Here is a 24,842-nt window from a genome sequence, read left to right on the forward strand (position 1 = left end):
CGGCTACCGGCCGCCCGGCATCACCGACGCCACCTCGGCCATCAGCCGCTCCACGCTGGGCAGGGCGTCGCGAATCCCGTCGGGCAGCCGCGCGCCCGTGTCGAAGGTGGAGACGCCGATCGGGCGCCCCATGTCGCGCAGCGCGTACTCCACGATCACCTCGTCGCGGTCGCGGCAGAGGATGATCCCCAGGCTGGGCCCGTCGCCCTCGCGGCGCATCAGGTCGTCCACCGCGGCCAGGTAGAAGCTCATCTTCCCCGCGTACTCCGGCTCGAACATCCCCACCTTCAGCTCGATCACCACGAAGCAGCGCAGCCCCAGGTGGTAGAAGAGCAGGTCGAGGAAGTACTCGCTCCGCCCCACCCGCAGCGCCTTCTGCTGCCCCACGAACGCGAACCCCGCCCCCAGCTCCACCAGGAAGTCGCGGATGTGCGCGATCAGCGCCCGCTCCAGGCTCTGCTCGCGCTCGGCGTCGTGCAGCGTCAGGAAATCGAGCGAGTAGGGGCTCTTCAGCAGCTCGCGCGCGAGGTCGGACCGCTCCGGCGGCAACGTGCGGTCGAAGTTGGTGATCGCGCGCCCCTGCCGGTTCACCAGCCCGCTGTCGATCTGGTGCAGCAGCACATTCCGCGACCACCCGTGCTCCGCCGCCCTGCGGGCGTAGAACACCCGGTGTTCCGGGGTGTCGACACGGTCGAGAAGCACGACCTGATGCCCCCACGGCAATTGTGCAACAAGCTGTTGCACAAATGTAATGTCTGTCCATGCTGCCGCGAACTTCCTCATGTACTTGAGGTTACGTGGAGAGAATCCCGTCTGCTCCGGGAACGCGGCGCGCAGGTCGGCAGCCAGGCGGTCGATCACCTTCGCACCCCACTTCGCGCGGGACTGACGCTCCAGGATCTCGCGGCCGATCTCCCAGTACAGCAGGATCAGCTCGCGGTTGACGCTGACGGCGGCGCGCAGCTGGGCGTTGCTGATGCGTTCCTTGATGTCGCGGAGCAGCTGCTCGTAATCGGGCGGTACCGAGACAATTGGATGCATGGTTCGGCGCCTCCGGTGTGAGTAGATGAATGGAGCGCCCACAGTAACCGGCGTCCTGCACTTTGTACAGTCGCCTCCGCGAACAGGCCTTCACACCGGTGCTCACTTCGAACACTGTTCTTCCTGCCGCCCTGTGAGCTGCGATTCTCTTTGTCAATGTAAGCATCAGTATTCCAAGGCGTTACGGATATTCAGAACACTCAGCACAATTGTGCAGCAACCTGCTGCACAATTGTGCGGTCTGATCGGTTCTGTGACATCCATCTTCGGGTGCGCGCGTAATCTTGGGGAAGATTTACTTGCAGCGTCCCTGAATCTTCCACGCGGCCACAAAGGCAGTGCTCGCCGCAGCGGCGGTTTAGCCGTCCGGCTGCGGTTGCGCGGGGGACGCGCCGGGCGGATCATCAGGGGCTCTCCGCTCGCAGGGAGCCCCTGATGGTTTCACCTGATCGATCGGTTTGCGGCGGACGCGATGCAGGCAGACCCACCCGAGGCACCCTACCCCCACGTTGCGCAGCCGCGGCTGCGCGGACCCGTGCGCGAGCTCGCGCGCTTCGGCGGGCGACCGAACCTGGGCGCCGGGCTGCGCGCCGCGGTGGCCACGGTGGTGCCGATGGCGGCGGCGGCCGCGCTGGACATTCCCGGCGCCACCTGGCTGGGGCTGGCCGGCTTCGTCGTGGCCATCGCCGACAAGGGCGGCGCCTACCGCACCCGCGCGCGGATCATGGGCGCGCTCACGCTGGCCACGGCGCTCGCGGGCGTGCTGGGCGGGCTGGCGAGCGGGCGGCCGGCGCTCTCCATCCCCCTGATCTTCGCGTGGGCGCTGGGTGGCGCGCTGCTGCGGGCGTTCGGCGCGGGGCCGGGGTCGATCGGCACCTCGTCGACCATCACCTTCATCATCTCCCTCTCGGCGCCGGCGGCGGGGCTGGATGCGGCGCTCGGGCGCGGCGGGTTCCTGCTGATCGGCGGGGCGCTGGCGATGGCGCTCTCCCTCTTCCTCTGGCCGATCCGCGCGTATCGCCCGGCGCGAGTGGCGCTCGCCGCATGCTACCGCGCGCTGGCGGGGTACGCGGACGCGGTGGCGACCGGGGCGCCGCGCGACTTCGGCGGCTTCCGCGGCGCGCTGGAGGCCGCGCGCGACACGCTGGCGCAGACCCGCCGCGGCCGCCCCGGCGAGAGCGGCCGCGGCGAGCGCCTGCTGATGCTGGCCGAGGCGGCGGACCGCACCTTCGCGGCGACGACGGCGCTCGGCGGGGTGGCGGACGCGGAGCCGGTGGACGACGCCGAGGCCGCGGCGCAGGAACGAGCGCGCGCGACCGCCGCGGCCGCCGCCCGGCTGGCCCGCGAGCTGGCCGACGCGGTGGAGCGCGAGCGCACGCCTGGTCCTCCGCCGACGTTTCCGGAGCAGGGGGGTGGAGATGAGTCGCTCCTCGCCCGGCTCACGGCTTCGCTCCGGCGCGAGGCGATGCGCGCGTGGGAGGCCGCCGCCGGGGTGGAGAGCGGAAAGCCCGTCCGCCTCCCCGAGTCGCCCCCCGCGCCGTCGCCGGCGATCGGCGAGGTGCTGCGCGAGAACCTGACCTTCCGCTCCGTCACCCTGCGCCACGCGCTGCGCGTGGGTGTCACCGCCGCGGCAGCGACGGCGCTGGCGCACTACCTGGGCGTGCAGCGCGGCTACTGGGTGACGCTGACGGCGCTCATCGTCCTGCAGCCGTCCGCGGGGGCCACGTGGGTGAAGGGGCTGCAGCGGATCGGGGGGACGATGGCCGGCGGAATCGCGGCGGCGGCCATCGGCGCGCTGGTGCACGACCCGCACGCGCTGCTGGCCATCATCTTCGTCCTGGCCTGCGCCACCGCGTCGATGCTGCAGGTGAACTATGCCGTCTACTCGGCGCTGCTGACGCCGACGTTCGTGCTGCTGGCCGAGACCTCCGCGCCGGACCGGCATCTGCCGATGATCCGCATCGCCAACACGCTGATCGGCGGGGCGCTGGCGCTGGCGGCGGCGCGGCTGCTCTGGCCCGCGCCCGAGCGGCTGGCGTTCCGCGGGCGTTTGGCCGAGGCGCTGCGGGCGTGCGGCGCCTACCTGCGCGTGGCCGCGCGCCGGTACGCGGGCGCCGCCACCCGCGCCGAGGCGGACGCGGCGCGGCGCAACACCGGCCTGGCGGTGCTGAACGCGGAGGAGTCGCTGCAGGTGGTGCTGTGGGAAGGGCGCCGGGGGCACGCGCCCGAGGCGGGGATGGCCGCGCTCGCCTACCTCCGCCGCCTGGGCGAGGCGGCCAACGCGCTGGCCTACGCCCCCGCCGGCCCGGGCGGCGCCGCCCCCGAGGTCGTGGCCTTCGGCGACACGGCGGCGCACGCGCTGGACGGCCTGGCGGCGGTGTCGGAGGAATTGGCGGACGCAGTCGCGCTCGAGGAGATCCATCCCCCCTCCACGCCCGACGCGGCCGTGAACCAGCGCCTGGCGATCACTGCAGACGTCATCACCGCCCTCGAGCGCGTCCTCGCCCGCGGCATGCGTGAGATCGGCGAATCGCGCGGAGAGGCGGACGGATAGAGGGCCATCCCTCCGTTCCTCCAGCATCGTTGGATCTCACGCGGAGACGCGGAGGTGCATGGGCAGCCACCTCCGCGTCTCCGCGTGAGATCCAGCTGTGTTTAGAGGCGCGAAAGATCAGACGAAGCGGACGCGGGCGAAGTGACGCTTGCCGCGCTGCAGCACCAGTTCGCCGGCGGCGGGGACGCGCGCCATGCGGTCGCCCACCTTCTCCCCGCCGATGGAGACGGCGCCCTGCTGGATCTGCCGCTGCGCGTCGGCGTTCGACGAGACGAGCCCGGCGCGCACCAGCAGCTTGGAGACGAGCACCTGCCCGTCCTGCGCCGCCAGCTCCGGGTCGTCCGGCGACAGGTCGAATTCCGGCATCTCGTCCGGGATCTCCTTGCGCCGGAAGAGCGCGTCGAACGCTTCCTCGGCCTGCCGCCCCGCGCCGGCCGGGTGGTACTGCTCCACGATCAGGCGGCCCAGGCGGCGCTTGGCCTGGTACGGGTCCGACTTCGCCGCCTCGACGGCCGCGTCCAGCTCGCCGGCGGAGAGGCCGGAGGCCAGGCGGTACCACTCGTCCAGCAGCTCGTCGGGGATCGACATCGTGCGGCCGAACTGCTGGTCGGGCGCGTCGCTGAGTCCCACGTAGTTGTCGTAGCTCTTCGACATCTTGTGCACGCCGTCGGTGCCGCGCAGCAGCGGCATCAGCAAGCACACCTGCGGCTCCTGGCCATAGCGCGGCTGCAGGTCGCGCGCGACCAGCAGGTTGAACTTCTGGTCGGCGCCGCCCAGTTCCACGTCGGCCTTCAGCGCCACCGAGTCGTACGCCTGCATCAGCGGGTACATGAACTCCACGATCGAGATGGGCCGGTTCTCCTCGAAACGCTTCTCGAAGTCGTCGCGCTCCAGCATCCGCGCCACGGTGTAGTGGGCCGTGAGCCGGAGGATGTCCTTCAGCTGCAGCGGCGCCAGCCAGCGGGAGTTGTACTCGATGCGCGTGCGCCCGCGGTCCAGCACCTTGTACAGCTGCTCGGCGTAGGTGCGGCCGTTCTCGCGCACCTCGTCTTCCGTCAGCTGCGGGCGCAGGTCGCTGCGGCCCGTGGGGTCGCCGATCAGCGCGGTGTAGTCGCCCATCACGAACACCACGTCGTGCCCCAGCTCCTGGAAGGCACGCAGCTTCCGCAGGGAGACGGCGTGGCCGATGTGCAGGTCCGGCCGCGTGGGGTCGAATCCCTGCTTCACCACCAGCGGCGCTCCGCTCTTCAGCGACCGCTCCAGCTTGCGGGCCAGCTCGTCTTCGGGAACGATCTCCAGCGTGTCGCGCCGGATCTCGTCCATCTGCTCGTTCACGGGGGCGAAGGTCACGTCCTGCACCGGCTGGGGTGATGGAATTCCGTCGTTTCGGTAGATGATAACAGGGCGCGGAGTGTAGCCGAAGCGGCCTCGCGGACGCAAGGCTGCGGCGGCGAGGGTGGAGAAGGATTGTCCCATAACGGGACAGCCGTCGCGGAAAGCGACGCGACGTCGATGCTAAACCATGGATCGACAAAGAGTTATGGCGGTGCGCGTGTTGCTGGTGCGGTGTCTGCCGCGCCGCCCGGCGCGGCGCTTGGCCGTCCTGCGCGCGCATCTCCCACGGGCCGCGCTCGCCCCCGGAACGGGACGGCTCCCCGCATCACCCGGAGGTGGCTCCATGAGGCCCTTCTCCCCTGCGGCCGCGGCCGCGCTCCTCCTGCTCGCCGCCTGCGACCGTCCCTCGCCCCTGTCGCCGGCGGGCCCGCTGACCGCGCGGGCCGAGTTGCAGCGCAACATCTCGCTGAAGGACGCCTGCGATCCCGCCACCTTCAACGCGGCGCTGGGGCCGGGCAGCTGCGTGCGCAGCGGCGGCATCACCTTCCAGCAGTTCCTGGCCGAGCTGCAGGCCCACGGCTCGGTGGGCGCCTGGCACTTCGCGCCCACGGTGCTGAACGCGCGCGTCGGCGACGAGCTGCTGGCCACCAACCGCGGCGGCGAGGTGCACACCTTCACCGAGGTGGAGGAGTTCGGCGGCGGGATCGTGCCCTCGCTGAACCAGCTCTCCGGCAACACGACGGTCGCGCCTGAATGTACCGCGCTGGAGGCGGACGACTTCGTGGCGCCCGGCGGCACGTATCCGGAGGAGGTGGAGGACGCCGGTTCGGAGAAGTACCAGTGCTGCATTCACCCGTGGATGCGGATGGTCGTGAACGCCCGGTAGGGAGTTTCCACGCCCGTCGAATCCCTTCGCGTCGCGGCGCCCGCCGCGGCGCGCGGGGGCTTCGCGTCTCCGAGAATCTCCCGCATCTCCCCTCCTCCCCGCTCGCCATCTCCCCCATCCCTCCGCATCTTCCCGACAGCTCGTGTAAACGCCTCCCCGCCTGCCGCCGTCTCATGGCGTCCACATCGGATGAACCGACCACGTTCGCCAAGCGAGACGCCTCCATGCACATCCCCAGAATCCCCCGCCCCGTCCGCCTCGCCGCGCTGGCGATGTCGGCCGCTGCGCCCCTGGCCGCGCAGGAACCGCGCGAGGTGATGCCCGTCACCCCCGCCCTCGCGGATTCCGTCGCGCGGTCGGCGGCGGACCTCGTCGCGGCGAAGTACGTATTCGTGGAGAAGGGAGACGAGGCGGCGCGTCTCGTCCGTCGCGGCGTCCGCGCCGGGCGCTACCGCTCGCTGGCCACGGCGGCAGCGCTGACGGACTCGATCACGGCGGACCTGCGCAGGGCGACGGGAGATGCGCATCTCCAGGTCGTCTACAGCCTCCGCGCGCGCACCGCGCCGCCGGGCGCCGGCAGCGGCGCGGATGACGTGGCGCGCGACCGCGAGGCGGCGCAGTGGCGGAACTTCGGCTTCCACCAGGTGGAGCGGCTGGACGGGAACGTCGGCTACCTGGAGCTGGGGCGGTTCGACGATCCCGCGCTCGCCGGCGGCACCCTGGCCTCGGCGATGGAGTTCCTCGCGGGGACGGACGCGCTGGTCATCGATCTGCGCAACAACGGCGGCGGGAGTGCGGCGATGGTGGCGCTGGTGGCCTCCTACTTCTTCCCCGAGTCCACGCTCCTCAGCACGCTGCACCACCGCGACGCGGCCGACGACGCGCAGCTGTGGACGCTTCCGCACGTGGCCGGGCCGCGCTACCTGGACCGCCCCGTCTACCTGCTCGTCAGCAGCCGCACCTTCTCCGCCGCCGAGGCGTTCGCGTACGACCTGAAGGCGCACGGGCTGGCGACGATCGTCGGCGAGAACACGCGCGGCGGCGCCAATCCGGGCGGATGGCAGATGATCGGCGGCCACTTCGGCGTGTTCGTCCCCACCGCCCGCGTGGAGAACGCCGCCACGCACGGCAACTGGGAGGGCGTGGGGATCCGCCCCGACGTGGCCGTTCCCGCCGCGGAGGCGAAGAAGGCCGCGCACCGTGCCGCGCTGGAGCGGCTGGCGGCCGCGCACGCCGACAGCCCGCGGGCGCCGCGCTGGCGCGAGGCGCTGGAGATGCTTCGTGCCGACGACGCGCGCACCGCGTCCGCCGCGGCGCGTCCGTAACCGTCTTCCGCCGCGAGCCGCCCGTGCGCGCCGATCCTCCCGTCGCGGAGCCGCTGGACGCGCTGGCGGCGCGCGCCCGCACCGGCGACGAGGGCGCGTTCGCCGCGCTGGCGAACGCGGTGCGCGACCAGGTGCGGCGCTGGGCGCTGGTCCGCACCGGCGACCCGGACGACGCGGAGGATGTGGCGCAGAACGTGGTGATCCGCCTCCACCGGAGTCTCGCGGCGTTCGAGGGGCGGTCGCGCTTCGCCACCTGGCTGTACCGCCTGACCGCGAACGCGGCGACGGAGATGGCGCGCGGCCACGCCCGGCGGACGCGCCTGCACGACGCCGCTGCGGTGGACCACGCCGGCGCGTCACCCGCGATGGCGGACCGCATCGGGGAGATGGAGAACGCGCGGATGGCGGCGCTGGTGCGGGGCTTCTTCGCGGAGCTGCCGGGGCGCCAGCGCGAGGTGTTCGACCTGGTGGACCTGCAGGGCCACACCCCGGCCGAGGCGGCGGAGATGCTGGAGATCGAGCAGTCCACCGCGCGCGTGCACCTGCTCCGCGCCCGCCGCGCCATCCGCGAGCGCATCCTGGCCGCGCACCCGACCCTGATGGACGACCGATGACGATGGACCACGCAACCGCTCGCAGCCTGCTGCTGGAAGCCGACCCCGCCGAGCTGCGCGGCGACGGCGCCTCCGAGCTCGCCGCCCATCTCCGCGACTGCGCGGAGTGCCGCGCCCGCGCCGACGGCATCCTCGCGGGCGAGGCCGAGCTGGACGCGGCGCTCACGATGCTCGCCGCGCCGCGGGCGGGAACGCGCGTCATCCCCCTGCGGCCGCGGGCGAGCGTGGCGCGGCGGATGGCCACCATTGCCGTCCCCCTCGCGGCGGCCGCGGCGGCGGCGGGCGTGCTCCTGCTGCCGCGCGGCCCCGCGCCCGAGCGGCCGGGAATCACCACCGAGAAGATCGCCCGCGCGCTCTTCCCCCGTCAGCCGGTCGTGCGGCCGGGAACGGGGCGGAGCGCGGCCGTGATGAACACGAGCGATCCGGGCGTCACCCTCGTCTGGATCTACTGAAAACGGGAGATGATGATGAAGATGCGAACGATCGCGCTCGCCGCGGCGTTGCTGGCCCTGGCCGCGTGCGACAGGGAGCGGGGGATGCAGGTGCGCACCTACGAGCTGCACCGGCTGACCTACAAGCAGGCGGAATCGCTGCTCACGCCCTACATCCGCGAAGCCGGCATGATCTCGGGGCAGGACCGGCTGCTCACCGTGCGCGAGAAGCCGGACCGCCTGGACAGCATCGCGAAGATCCTGCGCCGCTTCGACGGCGCGCCGCAGAGCGTGGTCCTGCACTTCCAGGTGATCGAGGCGGGCGACTTCGCGGGCACCGACTCCGCCGTCGCGGCGGTCGCGGCGCCGCTGCGCGAGATGCTGCGCTACCGCGGCTACCGTCTCCTGCGCGAGGTCACCGTTCCCGCCACTGCGGGCCAGCCGTTCTCGCACACGGGAGCGAACCTGCGCATCGAGGGCGAGGTGCAGCAGGTGACGCCCGCGCCGGACGCGTCGGTCACGCTGAAGGTGGCCGTCCGCGCCGACAGCGCCTCGGTGGAGGCCGCCGTCAGCGGCGCCCCCGGCCAGACGCTCGTCCTCGGCTCCGGCGACCGGCAGGGCGGCAGCGGCGCGCTGATCGTGGCCGTGCGCCCGGAACTGGGAGCGATGGTGGCCGCCCCGCCTCCCGCGCGACCGTGATGGAGCAGGACAAACGGGTTCGCGCCAACCTCCACCGACGTCATCCTGAGGCGGCCACACCCCCAGGATCGTCATGCACAAGTGGTTGCAGGCCGAAAGATCCATAGCCGGCCCGCACGTCGGCCAGAGGCCACGCGAGCGATGCACGGTTGTGCGATGAGTTCACCTCTCCCAGGTTGTTTTGGGAGAGGTCGAAAAAAGGCGATCCGGCAGTTTGGATCGCCTTTTTTCGGGTGAGGGCCACCGCGAGGCGGCCGCCGCGCGACACCATCGGGACAGAGACGAACCTCCGTATCTCTTGCGAAAGGATCGTCGGAGATGCGCTCCGGCAGCGGACGTGCGACGCCGGCGATAGATCCTTCGGCCTGCCGTCTCCGGTGCGGACGCAAGTTCGTCGTGGCCGGCCTCAGGATGACGTCTTTTTCTGTGTTTCAGGCTACCGGTGACTGCCGATAAAGGAGGCAGATGCACGTGATGGAACCCGAATCCCCATCCCCCGTCTTCACCTTCGACACCACGCACCACGCGCTGTGGGCGGAGGAGATCGCGCGGGAGCGCAAGATCCCCGCCGAGGTGATCCCCGCGCCGGCGGCCGCGCACGCGCGCTGCAACCTGGCGCTGGAAACCCTCCCCGGGGATGTCGCCCGCCTTCGCGAGGCGCTGGAGGCGGAAGCGGTGCCGTTCGGGCTCTACTCCTCGTCGCCGTAGTCGCGGCCGGCCGCAGGGCCCACCGCGAAGAGCTCGTCCTCATCGACGTCGGAGGGACGGCGGACCGCGTCGGGGATGTGCGCTGCGATCTGGCCCCAGCGGGTGAAGGTGTCGGCCATCCAGTCGTAGATCGACTTCATCGACCCCTGCAGCTTCTCGATCCCCGCCGCGCGCTCCTCGCGCGGCAGCGTCAGCGCGTCGCGGATCTTCAGGGCGCACCCCTCGGGGTCGTACGGGTTCATCAGCACCGCCCCGTCGGCCATCTCCTCCGCCGCCCCGGCGAACTCCGACAGCAGCAGCACCCCGCGCCGGTCCACCTGGCTCGCGACGAACTCCTTGGCCACCAGGTTCATCCCGTCCTGCAGCGACGAGATCAGGCAGATGTCGGCCATGCGGTAGACGATGGCCAGCCGCTCGGCGGGAAGCGACTGCTTCACCAGGTGGATGGGGCGCCAGTCGCCGGTGCCGAAGCGCTCGTTGATCTCCCACACCTGCTTGTCCACCTTCTGCGCCAGCTCGTCGTACGCCTCGATGTCGCTGCGGCTGGGCACGGCCACCTGGATGAAGGTGAAGCGCTCGCGGAACTCGGGGTAGCGGTCCCACAGGAACTCCAGCGCCTTGAACTTCTCCGGCAGCCCCTTGCTGTAGTCCAGCCGGTCCACCCCGATGCCGATGGCCCCGCCGCGCGGCGCGTAGCGGGCGCGCAGCCGCTCCATCTGCTCCTCCACCCCGTCGGCCGTCGCCGCGTCGCGGAACTGGTCCACGTCGATGGAGATGGGGAAGTCGCCCACGTGGCAGGTGTGGCCGTCCACCGTGGCGGTGCGCGCATTCCAGTCCACCTCCGCGCCCAGCAGCCGCCGGGCGCAGCGCAGGAAGTTGTCGGCGAACTGGGGGAGGTGGAACCCCATCAGGTCGTTGGCCAGCATCCCCCGCAGCAGGTAGTTGGAATGCGGCGACAGGCGGAAGATGTCGATGGGCGGAAAGGGGATGTGCCAGAAGTGCGCGAGCGCCAGGTCCGGCCGCCGCGCGCGAACGAAGAGCGGGGCCAGGGCCAGGTGGTAGTCCTGGAACCAGATGGCGGCGTCCTTCCCGCGCACCTCCTCCAGCGTGGCCTCGGCGAAGCGGCGGTTCACGCGGCGGTAGCGCTCCCAGTAGCGCGAGCGGATGCGGGTGAGGTCCGGGCGCAGGTGGCAGAGCGGCCACAGGAACTGGTTGCTGAAGCCCAGATAGTAGCGGTGGATGTCGTGGTGCGTGAGCCACACGCGGCGCAGCGTGTACGCCTCCTCGCCGGGAGGCACGCGCACGCGGCTCTCGGGGTCCACCGCGGCCGCGTCGGCCTCGCCGCTTCCCCACGCCACCCAGGTGCCGCCCAGCGCCTGCATCAGCGGGTCCAGCGCGCTGGTGAGCCCGCCGGCGGGGCGGCGCACGTCCATCTCGCCCACCTCGTTCCCCCAGCGGTGCTCGTACGGCTCGCGGTTGGAGACGACCACCAGCCGCCGGTCGTCGAAGTAGCGGCGGAAGAGGGGTTCCAGCTCGTCGGGATGGATCGGCACAGGATCCTTTGAGTGCGAAAGTGCGTGAGTGCGGAAGTGCTTGAGTGCGTTGGAGATGCGCTAACACCCGATGCCGCTCGGGCGTCATGTCTCCAGGGCGAACGAGAACGCGGAAGCGGCCGGGATCGCTCCGGACCCCGCGCACTTCCGCCCTCACGCACTCACGCACTTGCCGTTCAGAGCGTGAACCGCCGCCGCGCCAGGCCCTCGGCGCGGTCGATGGCGCGCGGCGCCTCGGGCTCGGCCGCGTCGGCGGCGTCCGCGACACCATCTCCATCGTCGCCGTCGCGGGCGTGGAGCTCGGCCAGGCGCTCGCGGAGGGTGCGGCCGGCGCGGGCGCCGGCGGCCTCCACGCCGTCGCGCGCGGCGCCCATCCCGCCGCGGGCGGAGCGGCCCACGGCGCGCGCGGCGCGGACCACGACCCGGCGGCCCGAGTCCATCCGCTCGCCGGGGAGGAAGAGGAGCGCCAGGCCGGCGCCCAGCACGGTGCCGAACACGAGGCCGCTCAGCAGGTTGAGCCGCCTCGCCGAATCGTCGTAGTACATGCCGTCCGCGGGAAACGTATGATGGTGACCAGACCGCCGGAGAAGCCCGGCAACGCCCGTGCCGCGCGCGGATTAGGCGCGCCCGAAAGGCGCCCGCATGCGCTTGCGGCGCCTTGACACCCCGGGTATATATGAACGCCTGCCCCGCCCCGCGCCACCGTCCCGCTTCTTGCAGCGGGCACGCGCGGCGGGCAACCACAGATGAGGGCTGCACAGAAATGGCCGACTCCAGCAAGACGGTTCTCCTGGTCGAGGACAACGAGGACAACCGGACCGTCTACCGTACCATCCTGGAGCACTTCGGATACAGGGTCACCGAGGCGCGAAATGGCGAGGACGGGGTGCGGATGGCTCGCGAGGAGCATCCGGACCTGATCCTCATGGATATCTCCATCCCCCTGATCGACGGCTGGGAGGCGACGCGGATGCTGAAGAGCGACGCCGCCACCTCGCACATCCCCATCATCGCCCTCACGGCCCACGCGCTGGCGACGGACCGCGCCAAGGCCACCGAGGTCGGGTGCGACGGGTACCTGGCCAAGCCGTGCGAGCCGCGGCGGGTGGTGGCCGAGGTCGAGCGCTTCATCGGCGCCGGGCGCGAGCGGGAGGCGCGCGCTTGAGCGAAGCGGGAAATGCCGCGGCCGCCGGGCCCGTGCGCGTGCTGGTGGTGGACGACCTTCCCGACAACGTCGAGATCCTGCGCGCGCGGCTGGAGTCGCGCGGCTACGAGGTGGACACCGCCGAGAACGGCGAGGAGGCGCTGGCCCGGGTGAAGGCCGCGCCTCCGCAGCTCATCCTCTGCGACGTGATGATGCCGGGAATCGACGGCTACGAGGTGGCCCGGCGCATCAAGGACGACGCGAAGACCGGCGCGCTTCCCTTCATCCCCATCATCCTGGTCACTGCGCTGGGCGAGACCGAGCACATCGTGCAGGGGCTCAACACCGGCGCCGACGACTACATCGCCAAGCCGTACCACTTCCAGGAGCTGGAGGCGCGGGTGCGCGCCATGCTCCGCATCAAGCGGCTGCAGGACGAGCTGGACCTGAAGAACCGCGAGCTCGAGGTCGCCAACAAGCGCCTGCGCAAGCTCTCCATCACCGACGGGCTGACCGAGCTCTTCAACCACCGGCACGTGCACGAGCTGCTGCAGGAAGAGTTCGAGCGCAGCCGCCGGACCGAGGAGCCGCTGGCGGTGACGATGATCGACCTGGACAAGTTCAAGAACGTCAACGACACCTACGGCCACCCCACCGGCGACGTGGTGCTGTACGAGACCGCGCGCATCCTCCGCGAGACGGCGCGGGAGATCGACATGGTGGGACGCTACGGCGGCGAGGAGTTCATCGTCATCCTCCCCAACACCGACGAGGAAGAGGCCGCCGCCTTCGCCGAGCGCGTGCGCTCGGCGGTGGAGACGCACGTCTTCCGCGACGAGGACGTGGGGGTGGAGCTGCGCATGACCTGCTCGTCGGGCGTGGCCTCGTTCCCCGTGCCGGGGGTGCAGACCCCCGAGCAGCTGCTGAAGCTGGCCGACGAAGGGCTGTACATGGCCAAGGAGAGCGGCCGCAACCGCGTGGTGCGCTCGTCGCAGATGCCCCCCGCTACCGCCTGACGTGACCGACCCCGCCCCGCCCCAGCAGCTCGCGGCCCGGGCCGCCGAGCTGCGGGAAACCCTCGAACGCGCCAGCCACGAATACTACGTCCTCGACGCGCCGGCCATGCCGGACGCCGAGTACGACCGGCTGTTCCACGAGCTGAAGCGGCTCGAGGAGGAGCATCCCGCGCTCCGCACCCCCGATTCTCCCACGCAGCGCGTGGGCGCCGAGCCCGCGTCGAAGCTGGAGAAGACGGAGCACCTCGCCCCCATGCTCTCGCTCGACAACGCCTTCAGCCCCGAAGAGCTGCAGGCGTGGGAGACGCGGAACGCGCGCATCGCCGACGAGGTGCGCACCGCCGGCTACGTGGTCGAGCCCAAGATCGACGGGCTGGCGATCGCGCTGACCTACGAGAACGGCGTCTTCGTGAAGGGCGCCACCCGCGGCAACGGCACCATCGGCGAGGACGTCACCCGCAACCTCCGCACGATCCGGCAGATCCCGCTCCGCCTGCGCCAGGACGACGGCGCGCCCGCGCCGCCGCCGGTGATGGAGGTGCGCGGCGAGGTGTACATGTCGCTCCCCGGCTTCGAGCGGATGAACCAGGGGCGCGCGGCCGAGGGGCTGGCCACCTTCGCCAATCCCCGCAACGCCGCGGCGGGCGCGCTCCGCCAGCTCGACCCCGCCATCACCGCGCGGCGCCCCTTGCGCTTCTTTGCCTACGCGGTGGAGACGGGGAGCGGCGAGGGGCCGTTCGCCTCGCAGTGGGAGCTGCTGCAGACGCTGAAGGCGTGGGGATTCCCCGTCAACCAGCTCGCCCGCCCCTGCGCCTCGCTGGACGAGGTGCTGGAGTTCGTCGGCGCGTTCGAGAAGACGCGCGGCACGCTGGACTACGAGGTGGACGGCGCGGTGGTGAAGGTGAACCCGCTGGCGCTGCACGTGGAGCTGGGCGTGGTGGGCGGCCGCGAGCCGCGCTGGGCCACGGCGTACAAGTACGCGCCCGACCTGGTCGTCACCACGCTGCGGTCGATCGAGATCAACGTGGGGCGGACGGGCGCGCTGAACCCGTACGCGGTGCTGGAGCCGGTGGAGGTCGGCGGGGTGATCGTGAAGCTGGCCACGCTCCACAACGAAGACGACATCCGCCGCAAGGACATCCGTCCCGGCGAGAAGGTGCTGGTGAAGCGCGCCGGCGAGGTTATCCCCCAGGTCGTGGGGCCGATCCTGGAGGAGGGGCAGGAGCGCGCCCCGGAGTGGCATCTCCCCGACCGCTGTCCGGCGTGCGGCACCCCCGCCGAGCGGCCGGAGGGGGAGGCGATGACCTACTGCCCCAACTCGGCCTGCCCGGCGCGCATCTACTGGGGAATCGTGCACTTCGCCTCGCGCGGGGCGATGGACATCCGCGGGCTGGGCGAACGCACGATCCTGCAGATGGTACGCGCGCGGCCCGTGGACGACGCGGGCCAGCCCGTCGCGGCGGACGACGCGGCCGCAGTCGGATACACGCCCCCGTGGGACCTTGCGGAGGAGAAATCCGCGCTGCCCGAAAGCCCGCCGGCGCACGAGACCACGGGCGAAGGACTGCCGGACGCGGCCGGGGCGGAGGGCGCGGGCGGCCGCGCGCGCAAGAAGCTGGTCGAAGATGTCGGCGACCTGTATCGTCTTACCATCGACGACCTGCTGACACTGGAGGGCTTCAAGCAGAAGTCCGCCCAGAACCTGCTGGACGGGATCGAGGCGTCGAAGCAGCAGGGGCTGGCCCGCGCGCTCTTCGGCCTGGGGATCCGCCACGTGGGCGAGATCGCGGCGCAGACGCTGGCCCGCCACTTCGGCTCCATCGACCGGCTGATGACGGCGACGGTGGAGGAGATCGAGGGGGTGCACACGATCGGCCACGTGATGGCCGAGGCGCTGCACGCCTGGTTCGCCGAGCCGCGCAACCTGGAGGTGGTGGAGAAGCTGCGCGCCGCCGGGGTGAAGCTGACCGAGGAGCGCACCGAGCCCGCCGAGGGGCCGTTCACCGGGCTCACCTTCGTCATCACCGGCACGCACCCCACCATGTCGCGGCCGCAGCTGGAGGAGTTCATCCAGCAGCGCGGCGGGCGGGTGACGGGCGGCGTGACGAAGAAGACGAGCTACCTCGTCGTGGGCGAGGACGCAGGCTCCAAGCTCGCCAAGGCGCGCGAGCTGGGGGTGAAGGAGCTTACCGAGGCGCAGCTGCTCGAGCTGGCCGAATCCACCGGCGCGGACGCGGGAGACGCGGACGCCGCCGAACCCGACCCGACCACCCAACCCGCCACCGCCCAGCTGGGGCTCCTATGACCGACACCGCCATCGCCACCGAAGCGAAGTTCGTGCAGATCCCCGCGGGAATGATCTCGTCGATGCGCCGCGCGCTGGCCAGCGACCGCGAGCCGCTGGAGGCCGTGAACCTGCTGCGGCAGGTGGGCTACGAGGCGGGCGAGGCGGTGCACGCCGCTCTGGCCGGCCACCTCTCCGGCGGCGGCGACGCGGGCGAGCTGGACGCCGGGCGCTTCTGGCAGGGGGTGAGCGACTACTTCGAGCGGATCGGCTGGGGGCGCGTGGAGCACCGTCGCCTTCACCCCGGCGTGGGCGCGCTGGACCTGGTGAACTGGCTGGAGGCGGGGAGCGACGGCGGCCCCGCCGGCTGCCATCTGTCCACCGGCTTCTTCACCGACCTGCTGGGCCGGGTGGCCGGCGCGGGCGTGGTGGTGATGGAGGTCCCCGCCGAGCCCGGCCGCTCGCGCCTCCTCTTCGGCAGCGGCGACACCCTCGGCGCCGTCTACCAGTCGCTCGCCTCGGGAGCGTCGCTGGACGAGGCGCTGGGGCGGCTGCAGAGCTGAGCGGCGGGTGATCGGCATCGCAGTGGGAAGTGCGAGTGAACTCGCGGCTACAACGGCACGCAGTCCGCCTTCGCGGACATCAGATTGGTGATGGGGAGATTGCGGTGCGCGACGGGAGCCGGTGCATGCGGTGAGTTCTCTGCGTCTCCGCGTGAGATCCCGGGATGCCGCGGGAACGCGCCCGAAGCAAGGAGATGATGCGACGGCCCACCATCGCGGCGGGCCGTCGCTGCGTTTGGGGTGATGCAGACGGCCCCGCGGTTGCGTAGCTTTCGTACTCTCGCACTTCCGTACTTTCGTACTCTCGCGAAGCGAGCAGATGCCCCGGACGATGGCCCTGGACTACGGCGAGCGCCGCATCGGCGTGGCGCTGACAGACCCCACGCGCACGATCGCGTCGCCGCTGACCACGCTGCAGCGGCGCGCGGGGAAGCGCCCGCCGTGGGCGGAGATCGCGAAGCTCATCGAGGAGCACGAGGTGGAGGACGCCGTGGTGGGACTACCCTTGGACCTTTCGGGAGATGAGACGGAGTGGACGAAGGAAGTCCGCCAGTTCGGCGATGACCTGGCCCGGCGCACGGGGCTGCCCGTGCACTGGGTCGACGAGCGGCTCACCTCCGTGGCCGCCGAGCGCGCGGTCCGCGGGATGGGGCTGAAGCGCAGCGAGCGCGAGCAGAAGGAGCGCATCGACGCCGCCGCCGCCGCGCTGATCCTGGACGCCTGGCTCCGCCAGCGCCCGCGCGAGGCGCAGGGGTGATGAAGATGCGCGCGCCGTTCCGCACTTTCGCACTCTCGCACTTTCGCACTTTCGCACTCGTCGCTCTCCTCGCGACGCTCGCCGCGTGCGCGACGGACGGCGGCGGCAACCCGCACGGCCCGCCGCTGCGTGTCACCGTTCCCGCGGGCGCGGCTCTCCCCGCGGTCGCCGACTCGCTGGCGAAGCGCGGCATCGTCGATTCGGGCGACAAGTTCCGGCGCTATGCGAAGGCACAGGACGCGGCGTCGAAGCTGAAGCCCGGCATCTACGAGTTCCGCTCGGGCGAGTCGTGGAAGACCATCGTGGGCAAGCTGGTGCGCGGCGACGTGGTGAAGGCGCGCATCGTGGTTCCCGAGGGATGGACGGCGCGCCAGATCGCCGCGCGGGTTGCGGCCGCGCTGGGCGGCAACGAGGACTCCATCCACGCGCGGCTGGTGGACACGGCGGCCGCGCGCCGCTACGGCGTCCCCGGGCCCACGCTGGAGGGCTATCTCTACCCGGCGACCTACGTCTTCCCCCTCGGCACGCCGGTGGAGAAGGCGGTCGCGGCGATGGTGCAGCGCTACAAGTCCGCGTGGACGCCGCAGATGCGGGCGCAGCTCCCCGCCTCGGGGATGAGCGAGCGCGAGGTGGTGGCCCTCGCCTCGATCGTGGAGCGCGAGGCCAAGGACTGGCACGAGCGCCCCACCATTGCCGCCGTGTACCGCAACCGGATGCGGAAGGGGATGCGCCTGCAGGCCGACCCCACGGTGCAGTACGCGCTCGGCCAGCAGCGCGCGCGCCTGCTCTACCGCGACATCGCGTCGGTGTCGGCCAGTCCGTACAACACCTACACGCACGCGGGCCTCCCGCCGGGCCCCATCGCCTCCCCCAGCCAGGGCGCGATCCAGGCCGCACTGAACCCCGCGCCGGCGGACTACCTGTACTTCGTCGCGCGCCCCAACGGCACGCACGTCTTCACCCGCACCCTGGCCGAGCACAACGCCGCGAAGCGTGCCGCGCAGGCGGAGGCGCGAGGGGCACGGTGAAGAAGTGCGAGAGTGCGAGAGGGCGAAGGTGGCCCCGCGCACCCACCCCGCCCCGTCACCGAAATGAAGTCCGCGAAGGCGGACTGCGTGCCGTTGTAGCCGCGAGTTCACTCGCATTTTCGCGAATCTTTCCACGCGTGACGAGATTTCCCTCGCACGCCTCATCATCGCCACGCACCATCTCCCGCTGACGATCATCTCTATCTGCCGACCACCATCTCCCCGCGCATGACCGGCCTTCGCGACCGCCTTTCTCTCATCGTCATCACCGACCCCAGCTGTGGCGAGGGGCGCGCGATCGTGGACGTCGTGCGGGCGGCGCTGCGCGGCGGTGCGCCCTCCATCCAGCTGCGCGGCAAGGACCAGGCGGCGCGCGAGCAGGTGGAGCTCGCCCGCGCGCTGCGGGTGGAGACGCGGGCCGCGGGAGCGCTGCTGTGGGTGAACGACCGGCTGGACGTGGCCCTCGCCGCCGGCGCCGACGGCGTGCACCTGGGGCAGGACGACCTTCCCGTCGAGGCGGCGCGGCGGATCGTGCCGGGCGGCTTCCTCATCGGCATCAGCGCGGAGACGGCGGAGCTGGCGCGCGCGGCCGAGCGGGGCGGCGCGGATTACGTGGGGGCCGGGCCGGTGTACGAGACCGGGAGCAAGGCCGACGCGGGAAGCGCCGTCGGCTGCGCGCGCATCGCCCAGGTGGCGGCGGCGGTGCGCATCCCCGTGGTCGGCATCGGTGGGATCGCGGCGGCGAACGCGGGCGAGGTGGTGCGCGCGGGCGCCGCGGGCGTGGCGGTCATCAGCGCCGTGATGCGCGCCGCCGATCCGGAGGCGGCCACGCGCGAGCTGCTCCGCGCCGCTACCACAGGACGCAGTTAGTCACGGATTAGGATTCGTCCGCGCCAGGCGGTCCGCCGATCGCGGCACTTCTCACGAAGCTCGTGGCGACGTAGATTTATTCCCTGAGGCATCCCTCCCTCCTCGACGGCCCCCACGGCCGCATCCGGAGGCAGCATCGTGGTCCGGGCGGGTCCCCTCCCGCAGCCCATTCACAACCCAGATCCACCGCAGAACACGTCTCGCCCACGCGAGCGTGCGCCCGCGCGCACACCTGGCGCGGGGGTCCTGCGCGCAGCAGAACCGTCACGCAGCGGCATATCTCCCGGCCACACCCCGTTCCATCCGCCACGCCCCATGCGTTTCCGCCCCACGGCACTCGCCGTCCTGCTCGCCTGTGCGTCCGCGCGTCCGGCCGCGGCCCAGCTCGTCGCATTCGCCTCCGCCCCCGGCGCGGGCGACGGCGGCGCCTCCGCACGCCTTGCCATGCAGCTCGACTCCATCGCCCGCCACGCGATGGAGTACCAGTCCATCCCCGGCCTCAGCGTCGTCATCGTGAAGGACGGGCGGGTGGTGATGGAGCGCGGCTACGGCGTGGTGAACCCGCCGCGCGAGCGCGCCGCCACCGCCCGCACCGAGTACCAGATCGCCTCGGTCAGCAAGCAGTTCACGGCCGCGGCCATCCTGCGCCTGAACGAGCAGGGCCGGCTTTCGCTGGACGACGCGGTCACGCGCTACGTGGACGGGCTGCCGCCGGTGTACCAGGAGGTCACGATCCGCCGGCTGCTGAACCACACGGCGGGGGTGCCCAACTTCACCGAGTTCCTGCGCGAGTTCCACCAGCCGCTGGCCCCCGCGCGCCTGGTGGAGGAGCTGGCCAGCCGCACGCTGCAGTTCGCGCCGGGAACGGCCTTCCACTACAGCAACTCCGGCTACTACCTGCTGGGGCTGGTGATCGAGGAAGTGACCGGGCAGGGGTACGCCGACTACCTGCGCGACCAGTTCTTCACCCCGCTGGGGCTGGGCGACACGCACTACTGCGGCGAGCTGAGCGCCCCGGTCCCCGCGGGCTTCGTCCGCAGCCGCGGCGGGAAGACGGTGCGCGCCGCGCCGTGGGACCCGTCGGTGCTGTACGCCGCCGGCTCGCTCTGCTCCACCGCCGAGGACCTGGCGAAGTGGGAGGTCGCGCTGGGCGAGGGGCGCGTCCTTTCCCCCGCGTCGTTCCGCGAGATGACCACGCCCGCGCCGCCAACGGAGACCAGCGTGCGGATGGCGTACGGCTACGGGATGATGGTGGACACCACCGAGGCGGGCCCCTACCTGCACCACGACGGCGCCGTCTCCGGCTTCCGCGCGCAGGTGGCGTGGTACCCCGAGGAGCACATGGCCATCGTGGTGCTGATGAACCAGGGGCTGGCCGCCCCCGAGCCCATCGAGCGCGACCTGGCGCGCGCGGTGATGGGCCAGGCGCGCCAGCGCGAGCCGCGCCTCTCCGGCCCGCCCACCCCGACCACCGGCCGCCGCGTGATGGGCTCGGCCACGCAGCAGCGGGAGCGGTAGACGCGGATCGGTTCACCTCTCCTGCTGTCGGGAGAGGTCGAAGAAGTGAAGAGCCGGGACGGCGGTTTTGTCCCGGCTCTTCGCTTTTTCGGGTGAGGGCCGCGTGAGGGATGCGCGCCCGAAGGGCCGGGACGCCGCCGCGCGCGAGCAGAAGCCGCGGATCCGCATCGACCCGCGGCGCGGCGGTGGCCTGGCGCGGTTGGCAACAGTCGTATCGTTGCCTACCGCGCGCGCAGCCCGGTTTGGCGCCTCGGCGCCAAACACGCCCAAACCATCGGTTGAAAAGAAGATCGGCCCCTCGCGAGCATCCATCGCCGCGAGGGGCCGATCCCGTTCCGCATCCGTCGATTGCAAGCCTAGTCGCGGCCTTCGATCTCGTACTTGGCCAGCATGCGGTGGATCGTCTTGCGGTCGATCCCCGCGTTGCGCGCGGCCTGCGAGATGTTGCCGTTGTGGCGGTCCAGCAGGTCGCTCAGGTACTGCTTCTCGAAGATCGAGATCGCGTCGTTCTTGGCGTCGTGGAAGGGCAGGTCGCTCGAGAACGCCGCCACCGCGCCCGCCTTGCCGTTGGGCGCGCGGCGCATGGACAGCTCCTCGGGCATGTCCTCGGGAAAGATCTCCTGCCCCGGCAGGCACATCGAGACGATGCGCTCCACCACGTTCTGCAGCTCGCGCACGTTCCCCGGCCACTCGTACTCCACCAGCACGCGCATCGACTCGCTGCTGAAGCGCAGGTTGTCGCGGTCGTACTCCTGCGCGTAGCGCCGCAGGAAGTGCTGCGCCAGCGCGGGGATGTCTTCGCGGCGGTTGCGCAGCGGCGGCAGCTTCACCGGCACCACGTTCAGGCGGTACAGCAGGTCCTGGCGCAGGTGGCCGTCGCGCACCGCCTGGTCGGGGTCGCGGTTGGTGGCCGACACCCAGCGCACGTCGATGGGGATCTCCTCGCCGCCGCCCACGCGCCGGATCTTCCGCTCCTGGATCACGCGCAGGAGCTTGGCCTGCAGCTCCATGCTCATCTCCGAGATCTCGTCCATGAAGAAGGTGCCGCCCGCCGCCAGCTCCAGCAGCCCGCGGCGCTCGCGGTCGGCGCTGGTGAACGCGCCCTTCTCGTGGCCGAACAGCTCGGTCTCCAGCAGGTTGTCGGGGAGCGCCGCGCAGTTGATGGCGGTGAACGGCCGAGCCGAGCGCCGGCTGTTGGCGTGGAGGGCGCGGGCGATCAGCTCCTTCCCCGTGCCGCTCTCGCCCGAGATGAAGACGCTCGCCTCCGTGGGCGCCACGCGGCTCACCACCGAGAACACCTTCTGGATCGAGTCGCTGGTGCCGATGATGTTATCGAAGCTGTAGTGCTTCTTCAGCTGGTCGCGCAAGCTGGCGTTGTCGCGCACCAGCTTCACCTGCTGCGCCGCGCGGCCGATGAGGATGCGCAGCTGCGTGGCGGTGAACGGCTTGGGGATGTAGTCGTACGCCCCGGCGCGGATGGCCTCGACCGAGCTGTCCACCGTGGCGAAGCCGGTGATCATCACCACCAGCGTCTCGGGCGCCAGCTTCTTGATCTCCTTCAGCAGCGCCAGGCCGTCCATGTCGGGCAGCATCAGGTCGGTCAGCACGATGTCCGGCCGCTGGCGGCGCACGAAGTCCAGCGCGTTGCGCCCGCGCCCCTCGGTGTGCACCGAGTACCCCTCGCTGGAGAGGATCTGGCCGCAACTCTTCACCAGCAGCTCTTCGTCGTCTACGATCAGCACAGTGATCGGGACGTCGTTCTCGGCAGTGTCGCTCATTGCGCGTTGGCCTGAAGGGCGCGAGATGCGCGTGGCAGGATCCGGCGGGGGCGAACGTGTTGGCCCCGAAGATACGCGCCGGACGCGGATGCCGCAACGCCGTCGGGGCGTCGCGTCCGCACCGTGGGGAGAATATGCCTCACGTGGGTCACGAGCGCCATAGTCTTGTTTCGCAGATTCGAAAACCTGTTGATTCGCGAGGGTTTTCAGGGGGAATAGAGGATCGGCGGAGGAGACAATCCGGGCGTTGCGTCCCCGAGGAGACGTGCGGCTCTTCGACCGCGATGGCGACCGGGGATCGCTTGCCACTCCGGCAAGCGCACTGTTCAGGCGGGCCGATTCACTGGAATGTGATACGTGACGGGGGATGGCGGAATCGGCGCGTCCGCCGTTCGCCGCACCGGGACAGCAGTTCGCTGCACCACGGTCAGACCCGCGCGACCGGCAGGCGTTCATGGGGCGACCACGACCCGATCCCCCGCCCCGCCGAGGAACGATGCAAGCCTTCCCGACCCTGCTCGCCGGCATCGCCGCCGCGCTCGCGGCCTCCGCCTGCATGGATCTGCCGACCGCCGCGGCCACCGGCTCGTGCGACCCCGCGTACCAGTCCATCGCGCGCTTCGTCGACAGCACCGCCGAGAGCCACAGCGCGTTCGGCGCCGCGCTCCTGCTGGTGCGCGACGGCCGGGTGGTGTGCGAGCGCTACCGCGGCGCGTTCAACGAAACCAGCGAGCTCCCCGCCGCCTCGGCCAGCAAGTGGCTCACCGGCGTCGCGATCCTGACGCTGGCCGACGCCGGCAAGCTCTCGCTGGGCGAGCCGGCCTCCGCGCGGCTGCCGTACCTCGCCGGCGCCGCGGCCGCCATCACCCCGCGCCAGCTGCTGTCGCACACCTCCGGCCTGGCCGACGGGCAGGCCTGCCTCTTCGACGCCGGCAGCACCCTGGACGCCTGCAGCCGGCAGATCGCCGCCACGCCGCCGGCCTACGCGCCGGGAACGGAGTTCCGCTACGGCGGCTCGTCGTTCACCGTGGCCGGGCGCCTGGCCGAGGTGGCCACGGGGCAGAGCTGGAACGCGCTCTTCGCCGAGCGCGTGGCCGGCCCGCTGGGCTGGCGCAAGACGCGGTGGGAAGGCGGCAACCCGGTCCTCGCCGGCGGCGCCATCACCACCGTCCCCGAGTACGGCATGCTGCTGCGGATGCTGCTGGCGGGCGGCGCGTGGAACGGGCACCAGGTCCTCTCCGCCGCCGCGCTCGCCGAGCTCACCCGCGACAACGTGGGCACCGCGCCGATGACGGAAACGCCGCGCACGGGCGTGCACGGCTACGGGCTGGGCGTCTGGCGCGACGCGGTCGACGGCGCGGGCAGGGCCACGCAGATCAGCAGCCCGGGCGCGTCCGGCTTCTACCCGTGGGTGGACTTCGGCCGCAACGTCGCCGGCATCGTGGTCCTCCCCGCGCGCGACGCCGCCGACGGCTACTGGTACGACGCCACGCTCCAGGTGCAGGCCCGGCTCCGCCAGATCGTGGACTCCGGCCATTAGAGTGGTGCCCGCCGGCGTTCGCTGAACCGCAACCGCAGGGTTTGGGCGTGTTTGGCGCCGAGGCGCCAAACCGGGCTGCGCGCGCGGTAGGCAACGATACGACCGTTGCCAACCGCGCCGGGCCCCCGCCGCGCCAGCATGGGACGCGATTTCTCCTGGTTGTCCCCGCGCGGCGGGTTCCCGGCCCTTCGGGCGCGCATCCCTCACGCATCCCGTCACATCCGCACCCCGGCACGCGTTGATACGCTCGGTCCATCCTTCCACCCAAGCGATTTCTCGCCCATGCCCCTGCCGACCCGCTCCATCGCCGCGGCCTTCGCGCTCCTGCTGGGCGCCTGCACCTCGTACCAGCCCGCGGCGCAGCCCCTCCCCGCGCCGCTCCCCGAGCACGTGCGCGTCGTGCGCGGCGACAACAGCAGCATCCGCCTCTTCGCCCCCGCGATCTCCGCCGACAGCGTGGTCGGCCGTACCCCGGCCGGCGTGCGCGCCGCTATCCCGCTCGCCGATGTCCGCTCGGTGCAGACGCGCCGCTTCGATTCCAGCCGCACCGTGCTCCTGGCGATCGCCGCCGGCGCCGCCGCCCTGATCATCCTCTCCGGCTTCCACAGAGACGTGGTGTACGCCTCCGCGCAGCTCCCGCACTAGCACTGAGCGTCCCGCGGGCCTCGCGCCGCCCTCACCCCGCGCCGGAGGGCGCGACCCTCTCCCGTCCCGGGCCCGTCCCCGGGAGAAGGTGGCTCTCCAGCATCCGCGCGCTTTCCGAACCTCCCCGCGCCGGGATGTGGAGCTGGCGCCGATGCCCCTGCCAGCTACCTCTCCCGGTACGGGAGAGGTGGACGGCCTCGGCCGGCCGGAGAGGGCGCAGGGGCCGTGGGCGCGCACCACCACCAGTCCGCACGCCGAACTCCTCTGCGTCTTCCGCGTCTCCGCGTGAGATCCAGCGGGATTCGGGGAAATCGCGCGGATGCCCGGTTCTCGGACCGAGTTCCTGAGTTCGAGACACAAAAAAAACAGCACCGCCCGCCTCGAAGTGAATCGAGGCGGGCGATGCTGTTGTAGAGTTGGCCGGCGGCGCCGTACTCTCCCACCGGGTGGCCCCGGCAGTACCATCCGCGCAGCGGGTTTTCACTTCCGAGTTCGGGATGGGATCGGGTGGATCCCCCGCGCCATAGCCACCGGCCGTAAAGCAAACCGGGAG

General features: G+C 71.6%; 22 protein-coding genes and 1 rRNA gene. 17 read left to right on the top strand and 6 right to left on the bottom strand.

Annotated features, from left to right (window positions below; all coding sequences use genetic code 11):
* Nucleotides 1-3 precede the first annotated feature (3 nt).
* The gene (locus tag VLK66_RS02640) at nucleotides 4-1,041 is read right to left on the bottom strand and encodes a PDDEXK nuclease domain-containing protein (RefSeq protein ID WP_325307667.1); all 1,038 of its coding nucleotides are present in this window, start codon (nucleotides 1,039-1,041) and stop codon (nucleotides 4-6) included.
* A gap of 535 nt (nucleotides 1,042-1,576) precedes the next feature.
* Here VLK66_RS02640 and VLK66_RS02645 point away from each other — a divergent pair.
* Complete coding sequence (locus VLK66_RS02645) at nucleotides 1,577-3,595, top strand: FUSC family protein (RefSeq protein ID WP_325307668.1); 2,019 nt, start codon at nucleotides 1,577-1,579, stop codon at nucleotides 3,593-3,595.
* Between the two features lie 117 nt (nucleotides 3,596-3,712).
* Here the strand turns inward: VLK66_RS02645 and tyrS are convergent, their stop codons facing one another.
* Nucleotides 3,713-4,918: a tyrosine--tRNA ligase gene (gene tyrS / locus VLK66_RS02650; RefSeq protein WP_349260476.1), complete on the bottom strand. Its 1,206-nt coding sequence runs from the start codon at nucleotides 4,916-4,918 to the stop codon at nucleotides 3,713-3,715.
* 355 nt (nucleotides 4,919-5,273) lie between these two features.
* Here tyrS and VLK66_RS02655 point away from each other — a divergent pair, with 355 nt between their 5' ends.
* From VLK66_RS02655 to VLK66_RS02680, 6 genes are all read left to right on the top strand, one after another.
* Nucleotides 5,274-5,816, top strand: coding sequence for a hypothetical protein (locus tag VLK66_RS02655; RefSeq protein ID WP_325307672.1), 543 nt, complete (start codon nucleotides 5,274-5,276; stop codon nucleotides 5,814-5,816).
* Between the two features lie 224 nt (nucleotides 5,817-6,040).
* Nucleotides 6,041-7,141: a S41 family peptidase gene (locus tag VLK66_RS02660; RefSeq protein ID WP_325307673.1), complete on the top strand. Its 1,101-nt coding sequence runs from the start codon at nucleotides 6,041-6,043 to the stop codon at nucleotides 7,139-7,141.
* 23 nt (nucleotides 7,142-7,164) lie between these two features.
* Nucleotides 7,165-7,755: an RNA polymerase sigma factor gene (locus VLK66_RS02665; protein WP_325307675.1), complete on the top strand. Its 591-nt coding sequence runs from the start codon at nucleotides 7,165-7,167 to the stop codon at nucleotides 7,753-7,755.
* A 2-nt stretch (nucleotides 7,756-7,757) separates the two neighbouring features.
* Nucleotides 7,758-8,207 (top strand): hypothetical protein, encoded by a 450-nt coding sequence (locus VLK66_RS02670; protein WP_325307677.1) that lies wholly within the window; start codon nucleotides 7,758-7,760, stop codon nucleotides 8,205-8,207.
* Nucleotides 8,208-8,222: 15 nt separating this feature from the next.
* Nucleotides 8,223-8,885, top strand: coding sequence for a hypothetical protein (locus tag VLK66_RS02675; RefSeq protein WP_325307679.1), 663 nt, complete (start codon nucleotides 8,223-8,225; stop codon nucleotides 8,883-8,885).
* A gap of 465 nt (nucleotides 8,886-9,350) precedes the next feature.
* Nucleotides 9,351-9,593, top strand: a complete 243-nt coding sequence (locus tag VLK66_RS02680; RefSeq protein WP_325307681.1) for a DUF3343 domain-containing protein — start codon at nucleotides 9,351-9,353, stop codon at nucleotides 9,591-9,593.
* On the opposite strand, the gene VLK66_RS02685 is transcribed toward VLK66_RS02680, so the two are convergent.
* Nucleotides 9,575-11,146: a trehalose-6-phosphate synthase gene (locus VLK66_RS02685; RefSeq protein WP_325307682.1), complete on the bottom strand. Its 1,572-nt coding sequence runs from the start codon at nucleotides 11,144-11,146 to the stop codon at nucleotides 9,575-9,577. The genes VLK66_RS02680 and VLK66_RS02685 overlap by 19 nt on opposite strands.
* A gap of 176 nt (nucleotides 11,147-11,322) precedes the next feature.
* Entirely contained in the window at nucleotides 11,323-11,691 is a 369-nt protein-coding gene (locus VLK66_RS02690; protein WP_325307685.1) for a hypothetical protein, read from the bottom strand.
* A 218-nt stretch (nucleotides 11,692-11,909) separates the two neighbouring features.
* Between VLK66_RS02690 and VLK66_RS02695 the strand changes: the two genes are divergently transcribed.
* The 8 genes from VLK66_RS02695 (at nucleotide 11,910) to VLK66_RS02730 (ending at nucleotide 20,326) form a co-directional block, all read left to right on the top strand.
* Nucleotides 11,910-12,311, top strand: a complete 402-nt coding sequence (locus tag VLK66_RS02695; protein WP_325307687.1) for a response regulator — start codon at nucleotides 11,910-11,912, stop codon at nucleotides 12,309-12,311.
* The gene (locus VLK66_RS02700) at nucleotides 12,308-13,306 is read left to right on the top strand and encodes a diguanylate cyclase (RefSeq protein ID WP_325307689.1); all 999 of its coding nucleotides are present in this window, start codon (nucleotides 12,308-12,310) and stop codon (nucleotides 13,304-13,306) included. Before VLK66_RS02695 ends, VLK66_RS02700 begins: the two co-directional genes overlap by 4 nt.
* A 1-nt stretch (nucleotide 13,307) precedes the next feature.
* Nucleotides 13,308-15,611 (top strand): NAD-dependent DNA ligase LigA, encoded by a 2,304-nt coding sequence (ligA, locus tag VLK66_RS02705; RefSeq protein WP_325307691.1) that lies wholly within the window; start codon nucleotides 13,308-13,310, stop codon nucleotides 15,609-15,611.
* Nucleotides 15,608-16,153, top strand: a complete 546-nt coding sequence (locus VLK66_RS02710; RefSeq protein WP_325307692.1) for a hypothetical protein — start codon at nucleotides 15,608-15,610, stop codon at nucleotides 16,151-16,153. The genes ligA and VLK66_RS02710 overlap by 4 nt, the downstream gene beginning before the upstream one ends.
* 319 nt (nucleotides 16,154-16,472) lie before the next feature.
* Nucleotides 16,473-16,910, top strand: coding sequence for a Holliday junction resolvase RuvX (gene ruvX / locus VLK66_RS02715; protein ID WP_325307693.1), 438 nt, complete (start codon nucleotides 16,473-16,475; stop codon nucleotides 16,908-16,910).
* The gene (gene mltG, locus VLK66_RS02720; RefSeq protein WP_325307695.1) at nucleotides 16,910-17,938 is read left to right on the top strand and encodes an endolytic transglycosylase MltG; all 1,029 of its coding nucleotides are present in this window, start codon (nucleotides 16,910-16,912) and stop codon (nucleotides 17,936-17,938) included. Before ruvX ends, mltG begins: the two co-directional genes overlap by 1 nt.
* Before the next feature lie 228 nt (nucleotides 17,939-18,166).
* Nucleotides 18,167-18,808 carry a thiamine phosphate synthase gene (gene thiE, locus VLK66_RS02725; protein ID WP_325307698.1) on the top strand — a complete coding sequence of 214 codons (642 nt, stop codon included), beginning with the start codon at nucleotides 18,167-18,169 and terminating at the stop codon, nucleotides 18,806-18,808.
* A gap of 315 nt (nucleotides 18,809-19,123) precedes the next feature.
* The gene (locus VLK66_RS02730) at nucleotides 19,124-20,326 is read left to right on the top strand and encodes a serine hydrolase domain-containing protein (protein WP_325307700.1); all 1,203 of its coding nucleotides are present in this window, start codon (nucleotides 19,124-19,126) and stop codon (nucleotides 20,324-20,326) included.
* A gap of 356 nt (nucleotides 20,327-20,682) precedes the next feature.
* On the opposite strand, the gene VLK66_RS02735 is transcribed toward VLK66_RS02730, so the two are convergent.
* Complete coding sequence (locus tag VLK66_RS02735) at nucleotides 20,683-22,104, bottom strand: sigma-54 dependent transcriptional regulator (protein ID WP_325307701.1); 1,422 nt, start codon at nucleotides 22,102-22,104, stop codon at nucleotides 20,683-20,685.
* A gap of 496 nt (nucleotides 22,105-22,600) precedes the next feature.
* On the opposite strand from VLK66_RS02735, the gene VLK66_RS02740 reads away from it, so the two are divergent.
* Both VLK66_RS02740 and VLK66_RS02745 read left to right on the top strand, forming a co-directional pair.
* Nucleotides 22,601-23,644, top strand: coding sequence for a serine hydrolase domain-containing protein (locus VLK66_RS02740; protein WP_325307703.1), 1,044 nt, complete (start codon nucleotides 22,601-22,603; stop codon nucleotides 23,642-23,644).
* A 282-nt stretch (nucleotides 23,645-23,926) separates the two neighbouring features.
* A complete protein-coding gene (locus VLK66_RS02745; protein ID WP_325307704.1) occupies nucleotides 23,927-24,289 on the top strand; it encodes a hypothetical protein in 363 nt (120 codons plus the stop codon).
* Between the two features lie 418 nt (nucleotides 24,290-24,707).
* Here VLK66_RS02745 and rrf read toward each other — a convergent pair.
* Nucleotides 24,708-24,824 (bottom strand): 5S ribosomal RNA (gene rrf, locus VLK66_RS02750).
* Nucleotides 24,825-24,842: the final 18 nt, after the last annotated feature.

The organism is Longimicrobium sp., from assembly GCF_035474595.1.
Taxonomy (GTDB): Bacteria; Gemmatimonadota; Gemmatimonadetes; order Longimicrobiales; family Longimicrobiaceae; genus Longimicrobium.